This window comes from Mesorhizobium sp. Cs1321R2N1 (assembly GCF_037179725.1).
GTDB classification, from domain to species: domain Bacteria; phylum Pseudomonadota; class Alphaproteobacteria; order Rhizobiales; family Rhizobiaceae; genus Mesorhizobium; species Mesorhizobium salmacidum.
The window spans coordinates 42,220-60,043 of the sequence record NZ_JAPYKP010000003.1; the positions used below are offsets into that span (position 1 = coordinate 42,220).

The following is a 17,824-nucleotide window of genomic DNA, read 5'->3' on the forward strand; positions in this document are numbered from 1 at the left end:
CGGCGTCTTTACTCGCCCGCAAAGGATGCGGCCATGACCCATTTCAAATCAATCCTGGCGCTTGCGGCCGCGCTCGCTCTCTCCACCGCCGGCGCTTCGGCCGAAACCACGCACATCTTTTGGAAGGATTTGCGCCCGGTAACCCAGGCGGTTGCCGAAGACGCCGGCCTGCCGATGATCGCGGCGAAACTGCCGGATCACGGCGAGACGCTGTCGGTTGCCCTGCAGGACAAAACGATACAATTAGCCGGCTATGCATTGCCGGTCGATCGCGACGGCGATCTCGTCTATCAGTTCCTGCTGGTGCCTTGGACCGGCGCGTGCAGCCACATGCCGACGCCGCCGCCCAATCAGATCGTGCTGGTCACGCCTGCCCGTCCCTACAAGATGTCGGAAGCCTACCAGCCGGTCGCCGTTACTGGTGCCCTGAATCCGGAGATGGAGAAAAGCCAATTGTTCATTCTCGACGGCGTCAGCGTTATCCAATCCGGTTACGCCGTGCGCAGGGCAGATGTCATGGCCGTCGACACGGTGCCGGATTCCATCGTATCGCCGGTGAACTCGCCCTGGAGTTTCCTCAACAAGAAGAAGAATTGAGTTGCGGGATCACGCCGCGTTGTCGCCCGACTCCTTGTCCAGCACCATGTAGTCGAGCGGGATTTCGGTCGTGTACTTGATCTGCTCCATGGCGAAGGACGACGACACGTCCCGGATCTCGATCTTGGCAATCAGCCGCTTGTAGAAGGCGTCATAGGCGGCGATGTCGGGCACCACGACACGCAACAGATAATCGACGTCGCCGCTCATGCGATAGAATTCGACCACCTCGGGAAATTCCTGGATGACCTCGGAGAACCGGCGCAGCCATTCATGACTGTGCGAATTGGTGCGGATCGACACGAAGACGGTGACCCGCACATTGACCTTTTCGTGGTCGAGAATGGCGACGCGCCGCTTGATGACGCCCTCCTCTTCGAGCTTCTGGATGCGCCGCCAGCACGGCGTGGTCGACAGGCCGACTTTCTTGGCAACGTCGGCGACCGCGAGCGTCGCGTCCTCCTGCAGGAGGCGGAGAATTTTTCGGTCAAGGCGATCCATCGGAGGCTCCTGGTGGAATAGTTTCGCTATATTCCCTTTTATTTGGGCCGTTCACAAGAAAGAAATTCTGCCGCCTGCGCCGAAATCGAGTGATTTCTTGCTGAATGCCTAACCGAGGCGATAGCGGATTTCCGACCGCAGGAAAGGCAGCAAATCCATTTCAAACCAAGGATTCTGCTTCAACCAGCCAGTGTTGCGCCAGGATGGATGTGGCAGTGGCAGCACTTTGGGGCCGACGGAACTGTGCCAGATGCCGCGCCAGTTCATCACCGTTTCCGTCAGCGAGGGGCGGCGCGCGGCGCCCATGTGCCAGGTCTGCGCATAGATGCCGATCGCCAGCACCAGGTCGATCCGTGGCATCGACGCCATTAAGGGCGCGCGCCAGGCCGGGGCGCACTCACGCCTCGGCGGCAGGTCGCCGCCCTTGGCGTCCTGTCCGGGAAAGCAGAAGCCCATCGGCACAATGGCGAATTTCTCGATGTCATAGAATTCGTCGCTGGTCACACCGAGCCAGTTGCGCAGGCGGTCGCCGGAAGCGTCGGTGAATGGCATGCCCGACAGATGCACCTTGGTTCCCGGGGCCTGGCTGGCGATCAGGATGCGGGCGCTGGACGAAGGTCGCAGCACCGGACGCGGCTTGTGGGGCAGCGGCTTGCCAACGGGAGTGTCGACGCAGATGCGGCAGGCGCGGACCGTCGCGGCGAGCCTGTCCAGTTGGACGCTCAAGCGGCGGCACTCGGGCGGCTGGAGACGGCCTGATGCCAACGTAGCACATTGGTGCATTCCTCCGGCACCTTGATGCGTGCCGGCTTCATGAAGTCGATCGCGATCAGGCCGGTGATGTCGGCAATCGAATAGCTGTCGCCGGCGGCGAATTCGCGGCTGCCCAGTTCAGCGTCCAGCAGCCTGAGAAAATCCACCGCCTTAGGCTTGTTGGCCTCGCCCCATTCGGGGATCTGCGGGATTTCCCATTCCTTCATGGCCGGATGGATGTGGCGGAAAGCTTGCGTGACGCTGCTGAGCAGGTTGAACTCCATCCGCCTCTGCCACATCTCGACCTGCGCCTTGCCAAGTGCGCCGCGCCCGAACAATGCCGGCTCGGGATAAAGCTCCTCGAAATAGCGGCAGATAGCGACGGATTCGGTGAGGATGGTGCCGTCATCGAGCTCCAGAACCGGCAGGCGCCGCAGCGGATTGCGCGAGCTGACCGGCTGCTGCTTGTGTTCCAGTGCGCCCATGTCGATGGGCACCAACGGAACCGTGATCCCCTTTTCAGCGAGGAAAACGCGAACCCGCCGTGGGTTGGGCGCACGACCGCCGTCGAACAGCTTCATTTCGATCCTCCTTTTCCTTCCGCCAGACATGCTTCACCAGAACCGAAATATCTCGCGCACGGCATCGCCGATCGACGCCAGCATGCCATGTTTTCGCTCCACGACATCGCCGTGGTGGCTGTCGCGCCAATCCTGCGGCTGGTCGAACGTGCCCGCCCAGATGCCAATCCTTGCGGCGCGTGCGGTGGCTTCCTCGCCTTCGAAGTCGCCATAGGCGACGGCCCAGCCCGCCTCGACCTGGGCGCGGTTGAGGTCGGTGCCGCCGGCCTTGCAGTCGCCAAGCAACCGGCCATAGCGATCGCGCTGCCAGCCGCTGCAGGTGACCGGCCTGCCGGCGATCAGCCGCACCAGCGATTGGCGCGCCTGAGTACCACAGGCATAGTCGGCGCCGCTCTTGCGGCAGGTCTGGGTATACTCCGGAGCGTCGATGCCGCGCATGCGGATGCGCTCGGCGCCGAGCGTGATCGAATCGCCGTCATTGATGATGGCCGTACCTTGCGTCTTGCGTGTCTCCACCCGGTCAAGACGCGCCGCAAGCAGGATCAACAGCCCCAGAATGATGACGGTCAGCCCGTAGTCCAGCAGCTTGCGCCACAGGCTTCTGCGGCGAGGTGCCGCGTACCGCGGGCGCGACCTTGGCGACCAGGAACGGCTCATATGGCAAACGGTTGGTTAATCATTCGAACGTAGCTTAACACCTTGAAATCGCTGCGCGCATAAATTGAAGCTTTTGATGCCCTTGCAACGCTCGAACACAGCGGACAAGTTCATTGTGGACCGCAGGAAACGGCATCGCAACAGCGATGTCGCGCGCGCGGTGCGCAAGACGCGCGACCGTCTTTCGCAGCAGGCCGGCAATCCCGATTTCGATCGCGAACTGCTGAAGCTCTACGCCCGGGCGATGACAAGCGGTGCCGTCGTCATCCCGCTGCTCGTCCTGGTGATCGCCGCGGCCGGCCGTTTGGCCGGTGTCGGCAATGAGATCGGGCTTTGGGCGTTGTTTACGCTCACCTGCTACACAACAGTCGTCTTCATGGCGCGGCGCATCGAGCGCACGGAAGCTTCCGAACTCAACTCATTGCAAACGCGCAGGGAGTTCCTGGTCGGGCATTTCCTTTGCGGCCTAGGCTGGGCCTGGTTCGTCTGGCTGGGCTGCGGCGCCTGCGAGGTCGACCAGTTCCAGGTGATCAAGGCGGTGGTGCTCCTGTTCGCCATGGCAGGGACCGCGCTCATGGCCTCGTCCCTGAGCGGCGCCCTGCTGGCGACCTTCGCGTTTCCAGTGGCGCTCTACGCCTATGCCGCGACCAGGTCGTGGATGCCGGTCGAGGTGATCATGGCCGGGCTGCTCGTCCTGTCGCTGCCTTTCTTCGCCTATATCGCCAGTCACCTCAATCGCTTCTCCCTGCTGCTCTTGTCGTTCCGCTCCGAAAAGGATGCGCTGATCGCCGAAGTGGAGACGGCGAAATCGATGTCGGACGAGGCGCGGCGGCGGGCCGAGGACGCCAACCTTGCAAAATCGCGTTTCCTCGCTTCGATGAGCCATGAATTGCGCACGCCGCTCAACGCTATTCTCGGCTTTTCCGAGGTGATGGCGAACGAGGTGCTGGGGCCGATGAGCAATCCCACCTATCGCGACTATGCTCATGACGTGCATGATTCAGGCCAGCACCTGCTCGACCTGATCAACGAGATCCTCGACCTGTCGCGCATCGAGGCCGGCCGATACCAGCTCAACGAGGAGCCGGTGATGCTGCTCAACATCGTCGAGGACTGCTGCCACATTATGGAGCTTAAGGCACGCAACAAGGATATCCGCGTCGTTCAGGATTTCGAACAGACATTGCCGCGGCTGTTCGCCGACGAGCGCGCCGTGCGCCAGATCGCGCTCAACCTTCTGTCCAACGCCATCAAATTCACCGCCACCGGCGGCGAAATCCGCGTCCGGGTCGGCTGGACGGCGGGTGGAGGACAGTACATTTCGATCAAGGACAACGGCCCCGGCATTCCCGAGGACGAGATCCCGATCGTGCTTTCAGCCTTCGGCCAGGGGTCGATCGCCATCAAGAGCGCCGAGCAAGGCACCGGGCTTGGCCTGCCGATCGTGCAAGGGCTGCTCGCCATGCATGGCGGCGAGTTCGAACTTCATTCCAAGCTGCGCGAGGGCACCGAGGCGATCGCCATCTTCCCGCTGAGCAGGGTGATGGAAGAACTGCCGGCGCTGCCGACCGCCGCGGTCGCCGTGCGACGGCGGTAGCGGATCTATCAGTGTGCGGTGTGCTAGCCCCGCACAGCCGCCGCCATGCCTGAACTGGTCAATGCCGCTGCCTTGACCAGCCCGGCCGCCAGGGCTGCTCCTGCCCCTTCGCCATGACCGATGCCCAGATCGAGCAGCGGACGCAGCCCGAGGTGCTCGGCGGCCCTTGCATGCGCGGGCTCCGGCGACAGGCTGGCGAGAAGACAATGATCAAGTGCTACGGGGTTTGCCGCATGCAGCACCGCCGCGGCTGCCGTTGCCGCGAAGCCATCGAGCAGTACCGGTATCTGCTGCATCCGCGCGGCAAGGATTGCGCCGGCTATCGCCGCGAACTCGCGGCCGCCGACCCGGCGCAGCGCCTCCAGGGGGTCTTCCAGATGGTGGCCGTGAAAGGCCAGCGCCGCATCGATCACCTTCGCCTTGCGGGCCTGCATCGCCGCATCGGCGCCGGATCCCGGACCAATCCAGTCGGCACCCCTGCCCCCCAGCAACGCGGCGAACAGGGCGGCGGCGACGGTGGAGTTGCCGACGCCGAGATCGCCCAGGCAAAGCAGGTCGGTGCCGCCGGCAATCGCCTCCATTCCGAAGGCCATGGTGGCCGCGCAACCGCGTTCATCGAGCGCGGCATCCTCGGTGATGTCGCCGGTCGGGATGTGCAGGGCAAGATCGAACACCTTCAGACCGAGGTCGTTGGCAATGCAGATCTGGTTGATCGCCGCACCGCCGGCCGCGCAAAGCTCGACCGCGTTGGCGGTCGCCGCCACGGGCCTCGTCGAAATGCCATGCCTGACAACGCCATGATTACCGGCAAAGACAGCCATCAAGGGCCTGGTCACGGCGGGCGGAGCGCGACCGCTCCAGGCCGCGAGCCACGCGGCGATGTCCTCGACGCGGCCAAGCGAATTCACCGGCTTGTCGGCCTTGGCAAACAGAGTGCGCACGCGCGCTTCGGCTTTGAGGTCGGCTGCCGGCAAATTGTCGAGCAGGTTGCGGAAATCATCGAAAGGCAGTGCACTGGTCATGTCGCGAACAATCGTTCCTGGATCCGGGGAGCGGCATAGCTGCCTTGCGTGATCGGCACAACCTCCTCGATCGTCCTTGCTGATTTGCCGCAAAGGCGGTCACGGAAGGCGCTATCGCGAGGGCTTGCATTGGCTTTGCCGTTGCACCATGTGGAGATGGAAGAGCGGATTCCGGACCGGGTCCCTCGAGAGAAAGTCATGACGGCCATCGAAACTCCCTGCATCCTGGTCTGTTCGATCGATATGAAAACCGGCTTCTGCTTCGGTTGCGGCCGCACGCGCGACGAGATCGGCGCCTGGATGGCGATGACGCCCGAGACGCGCCGCAGCGTGATGGCCGAACTGCCGGCCCGGCTGGAAACCGTCGAGCGCCGGCCGCGCCGGGAAACACGCCGCACCCGCATGGCGCGCGAACGCGACGCACTCTAGCGAGGGACGGATGAGCAGCCGGCTGTTCTGGACTGTGATGGCGGTGATCGGCGTGGGGGCAGCGCTTCTCATGCTCAACGATTCCGCCGGCAGCACGCTCGGCGTCGAGAATTACGATTTTGGACGGCTGATCTGGCTTGGAGCTTTCGGCGCCCTTATCGGTGCCGGCTTGCTGCGGTCGGCTCCGCTCGGAGTGATGGCCCGCAATCTCGGCGCCTGGGCCGCTATTGTGCTCGCGCTGATCGCCGGCTACCAATATCGTTACGAGCTGCAGGACGTCGCCAGCCGCGTGACCGCGGGCCTCGTTCCCGGCAGTCCGCTAGCGCTCGGCGTCGAAGACGGCCACGCCACCGTGACCCTGGACAAGGCCGACAATGGTCATTTCGAAGCGCGCATCCTGGTCAACGGCAACCCGGTTCGCACCGTCGTCGACACCGGCGCGACCAGCACGGTGCTGACTTCGGAAGACGCGCAAGCCGCCGGCTTCAATCCGGCGGCGCTCAACTATACAATACAGGTTTCGACAGCCAACGGCATGGCACGCGCCGCAGCGGTCAAAACCCACGAGCTGGCGATCGGCGGCATCGTGCGCAAGGATATGTCGGTGATGATCGCCGCTCCCGGCATGCTGAGCCAAAGCCTGCTCGGCATGAACTTCATCGGTTCGCTCTCTGGCTTCGACGTGCGCGGCGACCGTATGATCCTCAGGGACTAATGCATGGCGCCCGGAAGTGTCCTCGGTTCCGGGACAACGACATGCATAAAATCAGAAGCTTACAGCAGGTCAGGCGAATCCTATTGGCCGCGACATGCTGTAAGTTCAGGCCGCTTCGGCGGCCGCTCCACCAAATTCGACAGCCGCGAAAGCCGTCTTCAGCACGTCCGGTCCGGCTCCGGGCCGGGTCGCGTCGATGGATAGGATCTGGCGGTAGCGGCGCGCGCCGGGCAGCCCGTGAAACAGCCCGACCATATGGCGGGTGACATGGCCGAGCCGTCCGCCTTGTTCGATATGGCGCGCCGCATAATCCGCCATCGCATCGACCAGCGCCGCGAAATCGAACGCTTCCGGCAGCGCTCCGTAGAAGGCGGCGTCAACACCGGCCAGAATGCCCGGTGTGTGGTAGGCGGCGCGGCCGAGCATGGCGCCATCGACATGATCGAGATGCGTCCGAGCCTCTTCAAGCGACTGAATACCGCCATTGATGCCAATGAATTTGCTCGTCTTTTTTTCCTTCAGCCGATAGACCCTGTCATAGTCAAGCGGCGGGATGTCGCGGTTTTCCTTGGGGCTCAGCCCTTCCAGCCACGCCTTGCGAGCATGCACCCACAAGGCATCGGCGCCGGCATCGAAAACCCCATTCGCCAGCGCATCGAGCGCCGGCTCCGGATCCTGTTCGTCGACGCCGATGCGGCATTTGACCGTGACCGGCACCGTTACTGCCGCTTTCATCGCTGCGACACCGTCGGCGACAAGGTCGGGCACTTTCATCAGGCAAGCGCCGAAGGTGCCCGACTGGACGCGGTCGGACGGGCAGCCGACATTGAGATTGATCTCGTCATAACCGAAGGCCTCGCCAATGCGCGCCGCTTCGGCAAGTTTTGCGGGATCCGAGCCGCCAAGTTGCAGGGCGACAGGATGTTCCACCTCATCGAAGCCAAGCAGCTGCTCGCGTGCGCCGTGGATCACCGCGTCGGCGACAACCATTTCGGTGTACAGCAGCGCACGTGTCGTCAGCCGGCGATGGAAGAACCGGCAATGCCGGTCCGTCCAATCCATCATGGGTGCTATGGCAAGTTTGTGATATATATTGCTCATTTCATTATCTTTTTCGATCTCAGTCCGTCCAATACCAAAAGGAGAAGAACTGCGGAACTTGGCCCGGGCAGCCATTCTGTGCTCGCCGTGACGTGAGGCATCAGTCTTTTCTGTGCACAGATAGTGCACACGCCACTGCCCGCACAAGCTGCATTGGTCGATCATGAGGCGGCAGAAATGCCAGGGCGCCATCACGGTCATTTAAAATCATATGGGAAAGGAGTAATATTAGCTGTCGCTCACATTGTTGCGCGACCAACATATGGGAGGAAAGCATGAATCGCAGATCTGCAATTGCCCTTGGCCTCACGGCCGCGGCGGCAACCCCTCTATTCGCCCTGACTGCGCATGCAAAGACCAAGAAATACGGCCCGAAAGACGGCAAGGAGATTGCTCCTGGCGTCAGGGTGGTGGAGGTCGGTACCGGGAACGCCGATATTCCCGCCTACAAGAGCATCTCGATTGTCGACGTGGTCTTTCAGCCCGGGGCACACGCTCCTCAAACCGTGATGGACAACGACATGGTCTGCACGATTACAGCCGGTGCATTCACGATCAAGAAAGCGGACAAGGAATTCAAGCTGAAGGAAGGCGACATGTACACTTGCGCCAAGGGCAAGACCGACGAGGCGACCAACACAAGCAAGGTGGTCGGCATACATCGCATCGCCGTCCTGATACCTGCTTAGAGAGACGGGAGTCCGGTCGACGCGTCGCCCGCATGTTGCCGTGCAATCAGCGACTCCAATTCCTGCAGATTCAGCGAGATCGGGCCTCGCTGTTCGAACCGGATGCGGTGATCGACTGTGGCGGTGGACGGTTTCTGCGCGGCTACGAAGCCATTCGCAGCCACTATGCCGACGTCACGAGCAGCGTGCGGCGCTGGTCAGCGGTGATCTAGCGCTGACGTCGACCCGCTTTCGGGACGCTGATGTGACAAGCTAGGGGGCCCGCCGGCAAACGGATGGATCATGGCTCTGGGTGATCGATCGATACAGTGTCGATTGGTGACCGGATGGTGGGACGGTTTGCCCCGAAGCGCAAACAGCGACATCGCGCCCGCAACGGGCGCGATCCGCCAGCAGTAAAGGCCGTGGACGGCTACCGCCGCAGCGCGTGTATGCTCGCCTTGCTGTCGTTGCCTATCGGCAGAGCCATATCATCGTCCAGAAGCCGCGTGATCCGGGCAAAGCCGGTGAACGCCTTTCTTGCTTCCTCCGCCGACATCTGTCCGGATAGGGCGGCCGAGCAGCAATTCAGGGCACACTGATACACAGGCCCACGCCGTCCCTTCGGCCATTTACGCAAGAAAACCATCGCCTCGGCGACACTATCCACTTCTTCCACAGGATGCCCCTGCCCGCGCGATATCCGCACGGGCGAAAAGAAATGCAGGTAGTCCATCGTTTCCTCCGCTTCGATCGAGATGCGCTCGATCGAACCCGCTGAAACGCGCCATCCGGTGCTTGGTTCCACGCGGAAAACAGAATCTTTAAAAAATCTGGCGGTCGAATGGATGAGCAATGTCGGCTATGTCGTCGGGAAGTGGCAGGCCGCTTTGCGGCCGGGTCGGTACTCCCTCAGTTCCGGCCGCTCCGAACGGCAGCGCTCAACCGCTATCGGGCATCGGGGATGGAACCGGCACCCGGATGGCGGATTGAGCGGGCTCGGCACATCGCCCGTAAGGATAATGCGCCTGCGCGTCCCGCTGGGTGTCGTCTCCACGACGGGAACGGCCGAGATCAGCGCCTGGCTGTAAGGATGGGCCGGGGCTGAAAACACCTCTTCCGCCGGTCCTTCCTCGACGATCGAGCCGAGATACATGACCGCGATGCGGGTCGAGACCTGACGCACCACGGACAGGTCGTGGGCGATGAAGACATAGGTGAGGTCCAGCTTCTCCTGAAGGTCGGCAAGCAGGTTGACGATCTGCGCCTGTACGGACACGTCGAGCGCTGAGACCGGTTCGTCGAGAACGACGAGATCGGGATTGAGGGCTATGGCGCGCGCTATGCCGACACGCTGGCGCTGCCCGCCCGAGAATTCATGGGGGAAGCGCATGACATGGTCCGGTAACAGTCCGACGAGCTCGAAGAGCTCCGCGACGCGGTTGGTGATCTCGCGCGATGAAAGCTTGCCATGGATGCGCAGCGGTTCCGCCACGAGGTCGCCGACACGCCGGCGCGGATTGAGCGAGGCCGACGGGTCCTGGAACACCATTTGCAGGCGCCGCCGCAGCGGCCTCAGTTCAGACAGCGACTTCGACGTGATGTCGTCGCCTTCGAACAGCAGCTCACCGTCTGAAATGTCGTAGAGCCTGACCAGACAGCGCGCCAGCGTGGACTTGCCACATCCGGACTCGCCGACCAACCCTACGGCTTCGCCGCGCCGCACCGTCAGGGAGACATTGTCGACCGCATGGACGGTTCGCCTGCCTTCGGCGGAAAAACGGGTGCCGATCGAGAAACGCTTGCCGAGCGAGCGCGTTTCGAGGATTGGACGGTCGTTGTCGATCATCGGTCCGCTCATGTCTGCGCCACTCGAAAGCAGGCCGCCGCGTGCGTGGCGGCACCAAGCTCGGGCTTGCCGGTTAGACAGGGCTCGTAGCGGACCCGGCAACGCGGACCGAAGGCACAGCCTTGCGGCAATCGCAGCAGCGATGGCGAATGCGAGACCATGCGATGGAAGCGCTGGCTGGAACAGGAAGGCGTTTTGGACACGACGCCGAAATCCAGCACGACGCTGGATGATTGCACGCTGATCATGCGCGAGGCGATCAATGGCGCTGGAATAGCGCTTGCCGACACGATGATGGCCCAGGATCTGCTGCAGCAGGGCAAGCTGGTCGCCCCGTTCAGCGCCCGCCATACCTATCCGGCGGGCATCTACCTGCATCAGCGCCGCAGCATCGGCAACAAGCCGGGTACCGGCCTGTTTCAGGACTGGCTGCTTTCCGAGGTCGAGGACCATAAGCGGGTGATGGCCATCGCCTAGGCAGCCCCGCTTGCCGACAGATATTGTGAACACGGGTTCGTCCAGATTCAGGCCGTGGATCGAGAACTCGAATCAACGGGCCTTTTCAAAAGCGGCTCACCACCCCGTCGATAATCGCGGTTCGCATTGAATATCTTTAAGGTCAAAGCCGGCAAATCGATTGCTTGCCGGTTCCCCCGCGTCAGGCGTAACCTCCGCGGTCAACGCGTGAGGGCGCGTGCTGCAAGAAGGGGACATTGCAATGACGATACAAGGCGCATCGCCTGACCTGTATAATGAAGACCTCGCTCCTGCCAAGGTTCGAAACTGGGGACCGTTCTCGATCTTCAACGTCTGGACGTCGGACGTCCATAGCCTGTGGGGCTACTACCTCGCCGCCAGCCTGTTTCTGTTCTGTGGCGGCTTCGTCAATTTCATCATCGCCATCGGCATCGGCTCGCTGATCATCTACGCGCTGATGAACATGGTCGGCTACGCCGGTGTGAAGACCGGTGTGCCCTACCCCGTGCTCGCCCGCGCCTCCTTCGGCATCTGGGGCGCCAACATTCCGGCACTGGTGCGCGCCATCGTCGCCTGCTTCTGGTACGGCGCGCAGACTGCCGCCGCCTCCGGCGCTATCGTTGCATTGCTCATTCGCTCGCAATGGTTCGCCGATTTCAACACCAACACCCATTTCCTCGGCCATTCCGGCCTGGAGGTGATCTGCTTCGTGGTCATATGGGCCCTGCAACTGCTGATCATCCAGAAAGGTATGGAAACGGTGCGCCGGTTCCAGGATTGGGCGGGACCAGCCGTCTGGGTGATGATGCTGCTCCTGGCCATCTATCTCTGTGTCAAATCCGGAACCTTCGCCTTCACCAGCGACATCCCGATGGACGTGCTTCTGGAAAAGACCAAGGATGCCGGCGTGCCTGGAACGCCGGGCTCGTGGACGTCGCTGTTCGCGGTCGCCGCGATCTGGGTGACGTATTTTTCGGCGCTCTATCTCAATTTCTGCGATTTCGCCCGCTATGCGCCCGATCAGGCGGCGCTGCGCAAGGGCAATATCTGGGGTCTGCCGATCAACCTGATCCTGTTCTCGCTGGTCGCCGGCGTCACCACCATTGCCGCCTACGACGTTTACCATGAGGTGCTGCTGCACCCCGACCAGATCTCGGCCAAGTTCGACAGCTGGTTCCTGGCCGCCCTTGCCGCCCTGACCTTCGCGGTGGCGACGCTTGGCATCAACGTCGTGGCCAACTTCGTGTCGCCGGCCTTCGACTTCTCCAACGTCTTCCCGCGGCAGATCGACTTCAAGAAGGGCGGCTACATCGCCGCTGTCATCGCGCTTGTGCTCTATCCGTTCGCACCGTGGGAAGGCAGTGCCGCCTCTTTCGTCAACGTCATCGGCGCGACAATGGGACCGATCTTCGGTGTGATGATGGTCGATTACTATCTGATCCGGAAGGGCGAGGTCGACGTCGAGGCGCTGTATCGCGAGGACGGCGAGTTCCGCTTCCAGGGCGGCTGGCATGTCAATGCCTTCATCGCCGCCGGCATCGGCGCCGTCTTCTCGTCGATCCTGCCGAACTTCACCAACTGGCTGCCGTCCTGGTGGGGCGTCTATGGCTGGTTCTTCGGCGTGGCGATCGCCGGCGTCATCTACTACGTGCTGCGCACCGCCGCCCTGGGTGCAGGTGCCAAGATAGCAAAAGCCTGACGAACTTCTCTGGGGCGGCGCAACGCCGCCCCAGATTTACGCTCCTATCATCTCGGCCAGCTTGCGCACCGTGTTCCAGTTGCGCGAGGTTCCGATGCCCATGCGCTTGTGATTTGCGGCCGCAAGCAGCCGCGAGCTAGGCCTCTCCCGTGAAAAGACGACCCAGATGTCGCCGCCGACCAGAAGCACCTTCTCGTCCGCGGCGGCATAGGCCTGAAGGCCCGATATGGCATTCTCGGCCACGGGTTTGCGCATCACGCGCACCGCGACCTGATCGCCGGCTTCCACCGACTCGGTCGGGAATGGATTGCCGCTTGCGAGTTTGCGCCAGTCTCCGGCGGCACGGACGATGATGTCGACATGGCGGCCAAAGGTCTGTTCGAAGGCGGATTCCAGCCGCTTCTCAAGTCCGGCGATCGAGATCTTTTCGCTCTCGAAAACCAGGTTGCCGGTCGCCGCCAGGGTGCGGACATTCTTCAGGCCGAGGCCTTCCGCCATCGCCTTGAGATCGGACATGACGACCCGCCGCCCCTCTCCCAGGGTGATGCTGTAGAGAAGCGCCACGTAGGTCCGCATGGTAGCGATCAGACCAGCCGGCTCTGCTCCACCGCCGCCTCGATGAAGCTGGCGAACAGCGGATGCGGATCGAGCGGCCGGCTCTTCAACTCGGGGTGATATTGCACGCCGATGAACCAGGGATGGTCGGGATATTCGACCGTCTCCGGCAGCACACCGTCGGGCGACATGCCGGCAAAGACCAGCCCGCAATCCTCCAGGCGCTTCTTGTAGTCGATATTGACCTCGTAGCGGTGCCGGTGACGTTCGGAAATCTGGGTGTCGCCGTAGATATCGGCGATCTTCGAGCCTTTGGCGAGCTCGGCCTGATAGGCGCCGAGCCGCATGGTGCCGCCGAGATCGCCGCTCGCCCTGCGCTTTTCCAGCATGTTGCCCTTCAGCCATTCGGTCATCAAACCGACGACTGGTTCCTTGGTGGGCCCGAACTCGGTCGATGAGGCATGTTCGACACCGGCCAGTGAGCGTGCTGCCTCGATGCAGGCCATCTGCATGCCGAAGCAGATGCCGAAATACGGCACCTTGCGCTCGCGTGCGAACTTCGCCGCCAGGATCTTGCCTTCGGAACCGCGTTCGCCGAAGCCGCCGGGCACGAGGATGCCGTGCACCTTCTCCAGCCAAGGCGTCGGGTCTTCCTTTTCGAAGATTTCCGATTCGATCCAGTCGAGCTTGACCTTGACATGGTTGGCCAGCCCGCCATGCGAGAGCGCCTCGATCAGCGATTTGTAGGCATCCTTGAGGCCGGTATACTTGCCGACGATGGCGATGGTGACCTCGCCCTCCGGATTGTGGATGCGGTTGGAGACAGCCTGCCATGGTTCCATGCGCGGCTTGGGCGCCGGGTCGATGCCGAACGCGGCCAGCACTTCCGAATCGAGACCTTCCTTGTGATAGGCCATTGGCACGTCGTAGATATGCGGCACGTCGAGCGCCTGGATCACGGCGCTCTCCCTGACATTGCAGAACAGCGACAGTTTGCGGCGCTCTTCCTTGGGAATGGCGCGGTCGGCGCGCACCAGAAGAATATCCGGCGCAATGCCAATGCCGCGCAATTCCTTGACCGAATGCTGGGTCGGCTTGGTCTTCAACTCACCCGCCGTCGGGATATAGGGCATCAAGGTCAGGTGGACATAGACGGCGTTGTTGCGCGGCAGATCGTTGCCGAGCTGGCGGATGGCTTCGAGGAACGGCATCGCCTCGATGTCGCCGACCGTGCCGCCGATTTCGCACAGCACGAAATCATAGTCGTCATTGCCGTCGAGGACGAAGTTCTTGATCTCGTCGGTAACGTGCGGGATGACCTGCACGGTCGCGCCGAGATAGTCGCCACGCCGCTCGCGCTCGATGATATTCTTGTAGATACGCCCGGTCGTGATGTTGTCCTGCTGGTTGGCGGAACGGCCGGTGAAGCGCTCGTAATGGCCAAGGTCGAGGTCGGTTTCGGCCCCGTCATCGGTGACGAACACTTCGCCATGCTGGTACGGCGACATCGTGCCGGGATCGACATTGAGGTAGGGGTCGAGTTTTTTGATGCGTGCGCGATAGCCTCGCGCCTGCAGGAGAGCCCCAAGGGCCGCTGCGGCAATGCCTTTTCCAAGTGAGGAAACCACGCCGCCTGTGATGAATACATATCGCGCCATGGGAGTCATCGCTTAACGCGGCCGGATTGATTCCGCCAGAGAAAAAACCGCCGCGAAGGCTTTTTCCCAAGATGGCGCTCGAACCATGACCCCGAAAAGTGGAATCCGGTTTTTGGACAAGATCACGACCAAACAGGTTTGAGCGGGACCTTAAGCAAAACAAAAGGGCCGGCTGAGCCGGCCCTTTCGGCATGATGATGGAAACGTCAGATGATGACGACTTTGGTGCCGACCCGGACGCGACTGTAGAGGTCCATGACGTGCTCGTTCATCATGCGGAAGCAGCCATTGGAGGCACTGGTGCCGATCGACTGCGGCGCGATGGTGCCGTGGATACGCAGATGCGTATCCTTCTTGCCGTCATAGAGATAGATGGCGCGTGCGCCGAGCGGGTTCTGGCCGCCGCCGGCCATGCCGTCCTTGTACTGGCCGTAGTGCTTGGGCTCGCGCTTCTGCATGTCGAGCGTCGGGATCCAGCGCGGCCATTCCTGCTTGTCGCCGACCGCGACCGTGCCCTTGAACTGCAGGCCTTCGCGGCCGACCGCGATGGCGTAGCGGCGTGCGGTGGTCGATGATTCGACGAGATAGAGCCGGCGAGCACTGGTGTCGATGACGATCGTGCCGGCATCGTAGCCCGTGAATTCCACGTCCTGAGGCACGAATTCCGGCTTCACCTTGAACGGCTTCTTGGCATTCTTCTGGGCAAGTGCCGAGTCGAGCGCGCGTGTCTCGGGCAGATAGCTGATCGATGAGCCAGATGAGGTTCCACCGAACAGACCGGCGAACAGGCCGCCGCTTGACTGCTTCTGGCCGCCGACCACCTCGCTGCGCAATTCGCCATTGTTACCGGTCAAAGCGACATTCATCACCTCGGCCGGGACAGGCTCGGCCGACTGGATAGGCGTGACCGGTTCAATCGGCTCGATAATCTTGATGGTCTTCTTGGTCGGCTTGGCATCGGCCACTTCGGTTGCCGGTGCTTTCTGACCCTTGCTGGCCAGGAATGCCTTCCGGTCCGCGTCAGCCCTGGCTTTGGCTGCCTCGCGCATCGCCAGCTTCCTGGCTTCGAGCGCCTTGGCTTTGGCGTCTTCCTTGCCAGCGGCGATCTTGGCCTCGATCTTCTTGATCTGGGCGAGGTCGTCCGGTGTCGGGGTTTTCTTCTTCTTGAGAAGCTTCAACTGCGCCGCATCGCTCTTGGCCGCGACGGGGATGGCGTCGGTTTTTTCAAGCGACACCGACTGTTGTGCGGCCATATTTGCCGGCATGCCGGCGAAGGCCGGGGAACTCATGCCGATTGCGGCGCAAAGTCCCAGGAAAATGAAGCTGCGAAGCTGCATGGCGAAGATCCGATCGTTCAATGCTTGTTGCCCACGGCGTCGCCCGGCGTCCCCCAAGGACGCCGAAAATGCCGCGTGCAATCTATAGTCGAATAAGCGCGGATGCCTCAAGCGCGAGACCGCACTGCTGCCCGTCGAATCTTCGTGATCGCGCAGCATTTGCCGCGACTGTGTTCAAACGATCACAGATCGCGGTTTGGAAACGTCAAGGTTACTGGTTCGGAACCTGAGGCGCCGCCGGCGCGGTGTTGGTGGTCCCGGTCGCTGGCGGCGTCGAGCCGGCGGCGGGTGCCGTGGCCGGGGCCGTTGCCGGAGGCTTTGCCGCGGCGTCGTTTCCGGACGGCGGCGTCGGCGTAGCGTTGCCGGCCGGTGCCGGCGTGGTCTTACCCGGCAGTTGGTTGAGCACGCCCTTGCCGTCCGAGGTTGTGGGAACCCGATCGAGAATGTCGATCGGTTTCTCGCCGTAGCGGGCGATGATCGACAAGGTCAGCGACGTCACAAAGAACGCAGCCGCCAGGATCGCCGTCGCCCGGGTCAAAGCGTTGGCGGCGCCGCGTGCAGTCATGAAGCCCGATCCGCCACCAATGCCGAGGCCGCCGCCTTCGGAGCGCTGCAGCAGCACCACGCCGACAAGGGCGAGTACGACCATGAGATGGATGACGATCAGTACGGTTTGCATAGTTTATCCTGGCAAGGCCTTGCCCGGCCGCGGACACGACCGGTGAATTGGAGGCGGCTCAATACAATGCTTTCACGGCATTTCCAAGCCCGTGGCCGGAATATGGGAAGCAACGCGCCCTTTGCAACGAATTTGGACGGGACGAGACCCGCCCACCCTCGTGACTCTCAGCCTGCAATGCTGCGATAGGCTTCGGCGATACCCAGGAAATCAGCCGCTTTCAGGCTGGCGCCGCCGACCAGCGCGCCATCGACATTCCGGACGCCCAGCAGCTCCACCGCGTTGGACGGCTTGACCGAGCCGCCATAGAGAATGCGCATCCTGGCGGCGGCGGCGCCGAGTTTTTCCGACAGCTTTTCGCGGATATGCGCATGCGCTTCGGCCACATCGGCCGCGGTTGGCGTCAAGCCGGTGCCGATCGCCCAAACCGGCTCATAGGCAATGACGGTGTTGGATGGCGTGGCACTTGGCGGCACCGAGCCGGCCACCTGGCGCGACAGCACCTCCAGCGTGGCTCCAGCCTCACGCTCCTGCCGCGTCTCGCCGATGCAAACGATGGCCACCAGCCCGGCACGCCAGGCCGCGGTGGCCTTGGCCTGGACCGTCGCGTCGTCCTCGCCGCTTTGTTCGCGGCATTCGGAATGACCGACAATGACATGGCTCGCGCCCGCGTCCTTCAGCATCTCCGCGGAAATGCAGCCGGTATAGGCGCCGCTCTCCTTGCTATGGCAGTCCTCACCGCCGGCATGGACCGGCGTGCGCGACAGGATCTCGGCGGCATGGGAAAGCAGTGTCGCGGGAACACAGACCAGTGCTTCGGTCTCGGCGTCGAGCCCGCTCATGAAACCGTTACCGATCATCCTGAGCTCGTTCAGCGAGGCGCTGGTGCCGTTCATTTTCCAGTTGCCGGCGACAAGCGGGCGAATTCCTGGCGTCATGGTGTGCTTCT

General features: G+C 62.5%; 20 protein-coding genes. 7 read left to right on the plus strand and 13 right to left on the minus strand.

What is annotated here, in order from left to right; all coding sequences use genetic code 11:
* Positions 1-33: 33 nt before the first annotated feature.
* The gene (locus O7A61_RS01405; RefSeq protein ID WP_337128087.1) at positions 34-597 is read left to right on the plus strand and encodes a DUF3299 domain-containing protein; all 564 of its coding nucleotides are present in this window, start codon (positions 34-36) and stop codon (positions 595-597) included.
* Positions 598-606: 9 nt separating this feature from the next.
* Here the strand turns inward: O7A61_RS01405 and O7A61_RS01410 are convergent, their stop codons facing one another.
* The 4 genes from O7A61_RS01410 to O7A61_RS01425 form a co-directional block, all read right to left on the minus strand.
* On the minus strand, positions 607-1,098 hold the full coding sequence (locus tag O7A61_RS01410; protein ID WP_337128088.1) for an Lrp/AsnC family transcriptional regulator: 492 nt from the start codon (positions 1,096-1,098) through the stop codon (positions 607-609).
* A gap of 108 nt (positions 1,099-1,206) precedes the next feature.
* A complete protein-coding gene (locus O7A61_RS01415; RefSeq protein WP_337128089.1) occupies positions 1,207-1,881 on the minus strand; it encodes a uracil-DNA glycosylase family protein in 675 nt (224 codons plus the stop codon).
* Positions 1,821-2,432, minus strand: coding sequence for a glutathione S-transferase (locus O7A61_RS01420; RefSeq protein WP_027142662.1), 612 nt, complete (start codon positions 2,430-2,432; stop codon positions 1,821-1,823). Before O7A61_RS01420 ends, O7A61_RS01415 begins: the two co-directional genes overlap by 61 nt.
* 33 nt (positions 2,433-2,465) lie before the next feature.
* Positions 2,466-3,089 (minus strand): thermonuclease family protein, encoded by a 624-nt coding sequence (locus O7A61_RS01425; protein WP_140505409.1) that lies wholly within the window; start codon positions 3,087-3,089, stop codon positions 2,466-2,468.
* A 76-nt stretch (positions 3,090-3,165) separates the two neighbouring features.
* Here O7A61_RS01425 and O7A61_RS01430 point away from each other — a divergent pair, with 76 nt between their 5' ends.
* Positions 3,166-4,686 (plus strand): sensor histidine kinase, encoded by a 1,521-nt coding sequence (locus O7A61_RS01430; RefSeq protein ID WP_337128090.1) that lies wholly within the window; start codon positions 3,166-3,168, stop codon positions 4,684-4,686.
* Between the two features lie 23 nt (positions 4,687-4,709).
* Here the strand turns inward: O7A61_RS01430 and O7A61_RS01435 are convergent, their stop codons facing one another.
* Positions 4,710-5,708 carry a nicotinate-nucleotide--dimethylbenzimidazole phosphoribosyltransferase gene (locus tag O7A61_RS01435; RefSeq protein ID WP_337128091.1) on the minus strand — a complete coding sequence of 333 codons (999 nt, stop codon included), beginning with the start codon at positions 5,706-5,708 and terminating at the stop codon, positions 4,710-4,712.
* Between the two features lie 198 nt (positions 5,709-5,906).
* Between O7A61_RS01435 and O7A61_RS01440 the strand changes: the two genes are divergently transcribed.
* The gene (locus O7A61_RS01440) at positions 5,907-6,137 is read left to right on the plus strand and encodes a DUF1289 domain-containing protein (RefSeq protein WP_027142658.1); all 231 of its coding nucleotides are present in this window, start codon (positions 5,907-5,909) and stop codon (positions 6,135-6,137) included.
* Between the two features lie 10 nt (positions 6,138-6,147).
* Positions 6,148-6,852, plus strand: a complete 705-nt coding sequence (locus O7A61_RS01445) for a TIGR02281 family clan AA aspartic protease (RefSeq protein ID WP_140505417.1) — start codon at positions 6,148-6,150, stop codon at positions 6,850-6,852.
* Between the two features lie 105 nt (positions 6,853-6,957).
* Here O7A61_RS01445 and dusA read toward each other — a convergent pair whose 3' ends face one another.
* Complete coding sequence (gene dusA / locus O7A61_RS01450) at positions 6,958-7,953, minus strand: tRNA dihydrouridine(20/20a) synthase DusA (protein ID WP_337128092.1); 996 nt, start codon at positions 7,951-7,953, stop codon at positions 6,958-6,960.
* A gap of 275 nt (positions 7,954-8,228) precedes the next feature.
* Here dusA and O7A61_RS01455 point away from each other — a divergent pair, with 275 nt between their 5' ends.
* Positions 8,229-8,642 (plus strand): hypothetical protein, encoded by a 414-nt coding sequence (locus tag O7A61_RS01455; RefSeq protein WP_337128093.1) that lies wholly within the window; start codon positions 8,229-8,231, stop codon positions 8,640-8,642.
* Positions 8,643-9,054: 412 nt separating this feature from the next.
* Here O7A61_RS01455 and O7A61_RS01460 read toward each other — a convergent pair whose 3' ends face one another.
* Together O7A61_RS01460 and O7A61_RS01465 are read right to left on the minus strand one after the other, a co-directional pair.
* A complete protein-coding gene (locus O7A61_RS01460) occupies positions 9,055-9,477 on the minus strand; it encodes a DUF982 domain-containing protein (RefSeq protein WP_337106890.1) in 423 nt (140 codons plus the stop codon).
* Between the two features lie 6 nt (positions 9,478-9,483).
* A complete protein-coding gene (locus O7A61_RS01465; protein WP_337128139.1) occupies positions 9,484-10,470 on the minus strand; it encodes an ABC transporter ATP-binding protein in 987 nt (328 codons plus the stop codon).
* Between the two features lie 159 nt (positions 10,471-10,629).
* Here O7A61_RS01465 and O7A61_RS01470 point away from each other — a divergent pair, with 159 nt between their 5' ends.
* Together O7A61_RS01470 and O7A61_RS01475 are read left to right on the plus strand one after the other, a co-directional pair.
* A complete protein-coding gene (locus O7A61_RS01470) occupies positions 10,630-10,947 on the plus strand; it encodes a LysR substrate-binding domain-containing protein (RefSeq protein ID WP_027142651.1) in 318 nt (105 codons plus the stop codon).
* Positions 10,948-11,188: 241 nt separating this feature from the next.
* Positions 11,189-12,646 (plus strand): NCS1 family nucleobase:cation symporter-1, encoded by a 1,458-nt coding sequence (locus tag O7A61_RS01475; protein ID WP_337128094.1) that lies wholly within the window; start codon positions 11,189-11,191, stop codon positions 12,644-12,646.
* A gap of 36 nt (positions 12,647-12,682) precedes the next feature.
* Here O7A61_RS01475 and O7A61_RS01480 read toward each other — a convergent pair whose 3' ends face one another.
* The 5 genes from O7A61_RS01480 to tpiA all read right to left on the minus strand — a co-directional run bounded on the left by O7A61_RS01480 (position 12,683) and on the right by tpiA (position 17,813).
* Positions 12,683-13,222, minus strand: a complete 540-nt coding sequence (locus O7A61_RS01480) for a DUF1697 domain-containing protein (protein WP_337128095.1) — start codon at positions 13,220-13,222, stop codon at positions 12,683-12,685.
* An 8-nt stretch (positions 13,223-13,230) separates the two neighbouring features.
* Positions 13,231-14,868 carry a CTP synthase gene (locus O7A61_RS01485; protein WP_140505430.1) on the minus strand — a complete coding sequence of 546 codons (1,638 nt, stop codon included), beginning with the start codon at positions 14,866-14,868 and terminating at the stop codon, positions 13,231-13,233.
* A gap of 197 nt (positions 14,869-15,065) precedes the next feature.
* Positions 15,066-16,196 carry a L,D-transpeptidase gene (locus O7A61_RS01490; protein ID WP_337128096.1) on the minus strand — a complete coding sequence of 377 codons (1,131 nt, stop codon included), beginning with the start codon at positions 16,194-16,196 and terminating at the stop codon, positions 15,066-15,068.
* Positions 16,197-16,407: 211 nt separating this feature from the next.
* Complete coding sequence (gene secG, locus O7A61_RS01495) at positions 16,408-16,875, minus strand: preprotein translocase subunit SecG (RefSeq protein ID WP_337106885.1); 468 nt, start codon at positions 16,873-16,875, stop codon at positions 16,408-16,410.
* Positions 16,876-17,042: 167 nt separating this feature from the next.
* Positions 17,043-17,813: a triose-phosphate isomerase gene (tpiA, locus tag O7A61_RS01500; protein ID WP_140505435.1), complete on the minus strand. Its 771-nt coding sequence runs from the start codon at positions 17,811-17,813 to the stop codon at positions 17,043-17,045.
* Positions 17,814-17,824 lie beyond the last annotated feature (11 nt).

What these genes read in the sequence shown, in the direction of transcription:
- O7A61_RS01405 (WP_337128087.1), top strand. Translation starts at nt 34, where the DNA reads ATGACCCATTTCAAATCAATCCTGGCGCTTGCGGCCGCGCTCGCTCTC.
- O7A61_RS01410 (WP_337128088.1), bottom strand. Translation starts at nt 1,098, where the DNA reads ATGGATCGCCTTGACCGAAAAATTCTCCGCCTCCTGCAGGAGGACGCG.
- O7A61_RS01415 (WP_337128089.1), bottom strand. Translation starts at nt 1,881, where the DNA reads ATGCACCAATGTGCTACGTTGGCATCAGGCCGTCTCCAGCCGCCCGAG.
- O7A61_RS01420 (WP_027142662.1), bottom strand. Translation starts at nt 2,432, where the DNA reads ATGAAGCTGTTCGACGGCGGTCGTGCGCCCAACCCACGGCGGGTTCGC.
- O7A61_RS01425 (WP_140505409.1), bottom strand. Translation starts at nt 3,089, where the DNA reads ATGAGCCGTTCCTGGTCGCCAAGGTCGCGCCCGCGGTACGCGGCACCT.
- O7A61_RS01430 (WP_337128090.1), top strand. Translation starts at nt 3,166, where the DNA reads ATGCCCTTGCAACGCTCGAACACAGCGGACAAGTTCATTGTGGACCGC.
- O7A61_RS01435 (WP_337128091.1), bottom strand. Translation starts at nt 5,708, where the DNA reads ATGACCAGTGCACTGCCTTTCGATGATTTCCGCAACCTGCTCGACAAT.
- O7A61_RS01440 (WP_027142658.1), top strand. Translation starts at nt 5,907, where the DNA reads ATGACGGCCATCGAAACTCCCTGCATCCTGGTCTGTTCGATCGATATG.
- O7A61_RS01445 (WP_140505417.1), top strand. Translation starts at nt 6,148, where the DNA reads ATGAGCAGCCGGCTGTTCTGGACTGTGATGGCGGTGATCGGCGTGGGG.
- dusA (WP_337128092.1), bottom strand. Translation starts at nt 7,953, where the DNA reads ATGAGCAATATATATCACAAACTTGCCATAGCACCCATGATGGATTGG.
- O7A61_RS01455 (WP_337128093.1), top strand. Translation starts at nt 8,229, where the DNA reads ATGAATCGCAGATCTGCAATTGCCCTTGGCCTCACGGCCGCGGCGGCA.
- O7A61_RS01465 (WP_337128139.1), bottom strand. Translation starts at nt 10,470, where the DNA reads ATGATCGACAACGACCGTCCAATCCTCGAAACGCGCTCGCTCGGCAAG.
- O7A61_RS01470 (WP_027142651.1), top strand. Translation starts at nt 10,630, where the DNA reads ATGCGATGGAAGCGCTGGCTGGAACAGGAAGGCGTTTTGGACACGACG.
- O7A61_RS01475 (WP_337128094.1), top strand. Translation starts at nt 11,189, where the DNA reads ATGACGATACAAGGCGCATCGCCTGACCTGTATAATGAAGACCTCGCT.
- O7A61_RS01480 (WP_337128095.1), bottom strand. Translation starts at nt 13,222, where the DNA reads ATGCGGACCTACGTGGCGCTTCTCTACAGCATCACCCTGGGAGAGGGG.
- O7A61_RS01485 (WP_140505430.1), bottom strand. Translation starts at nt 14,868, where the DNA reads ATGACTCCCATGGCGCGATATGTATTCATCACAGGCGGCGTGGTTTCC.
- O7A61_RS01490 (WP_337128096.1), bottom strand. Translation starts at nt 16,196, where the DNA reads ATGCAGCTTCGCAGCTTCATTTTCCTGGGACTTTGCGCCGCAATCGGC.
- secG (WP_337106885.1), bottom strand. Translation starts at nt 16,875, where the DNA reads ATGCAAACCGTACTGATCGTCATCCATCTCATGGTCGTACTCGCCCTT.
- tpiA (WP_140505435.1), bottom strand. Translation starts at nt 17,813, where the DNA reads ATGACGCCAGGAATTCGCCCGCTTGTCGCCGGCAACTGGAAAATGAAC.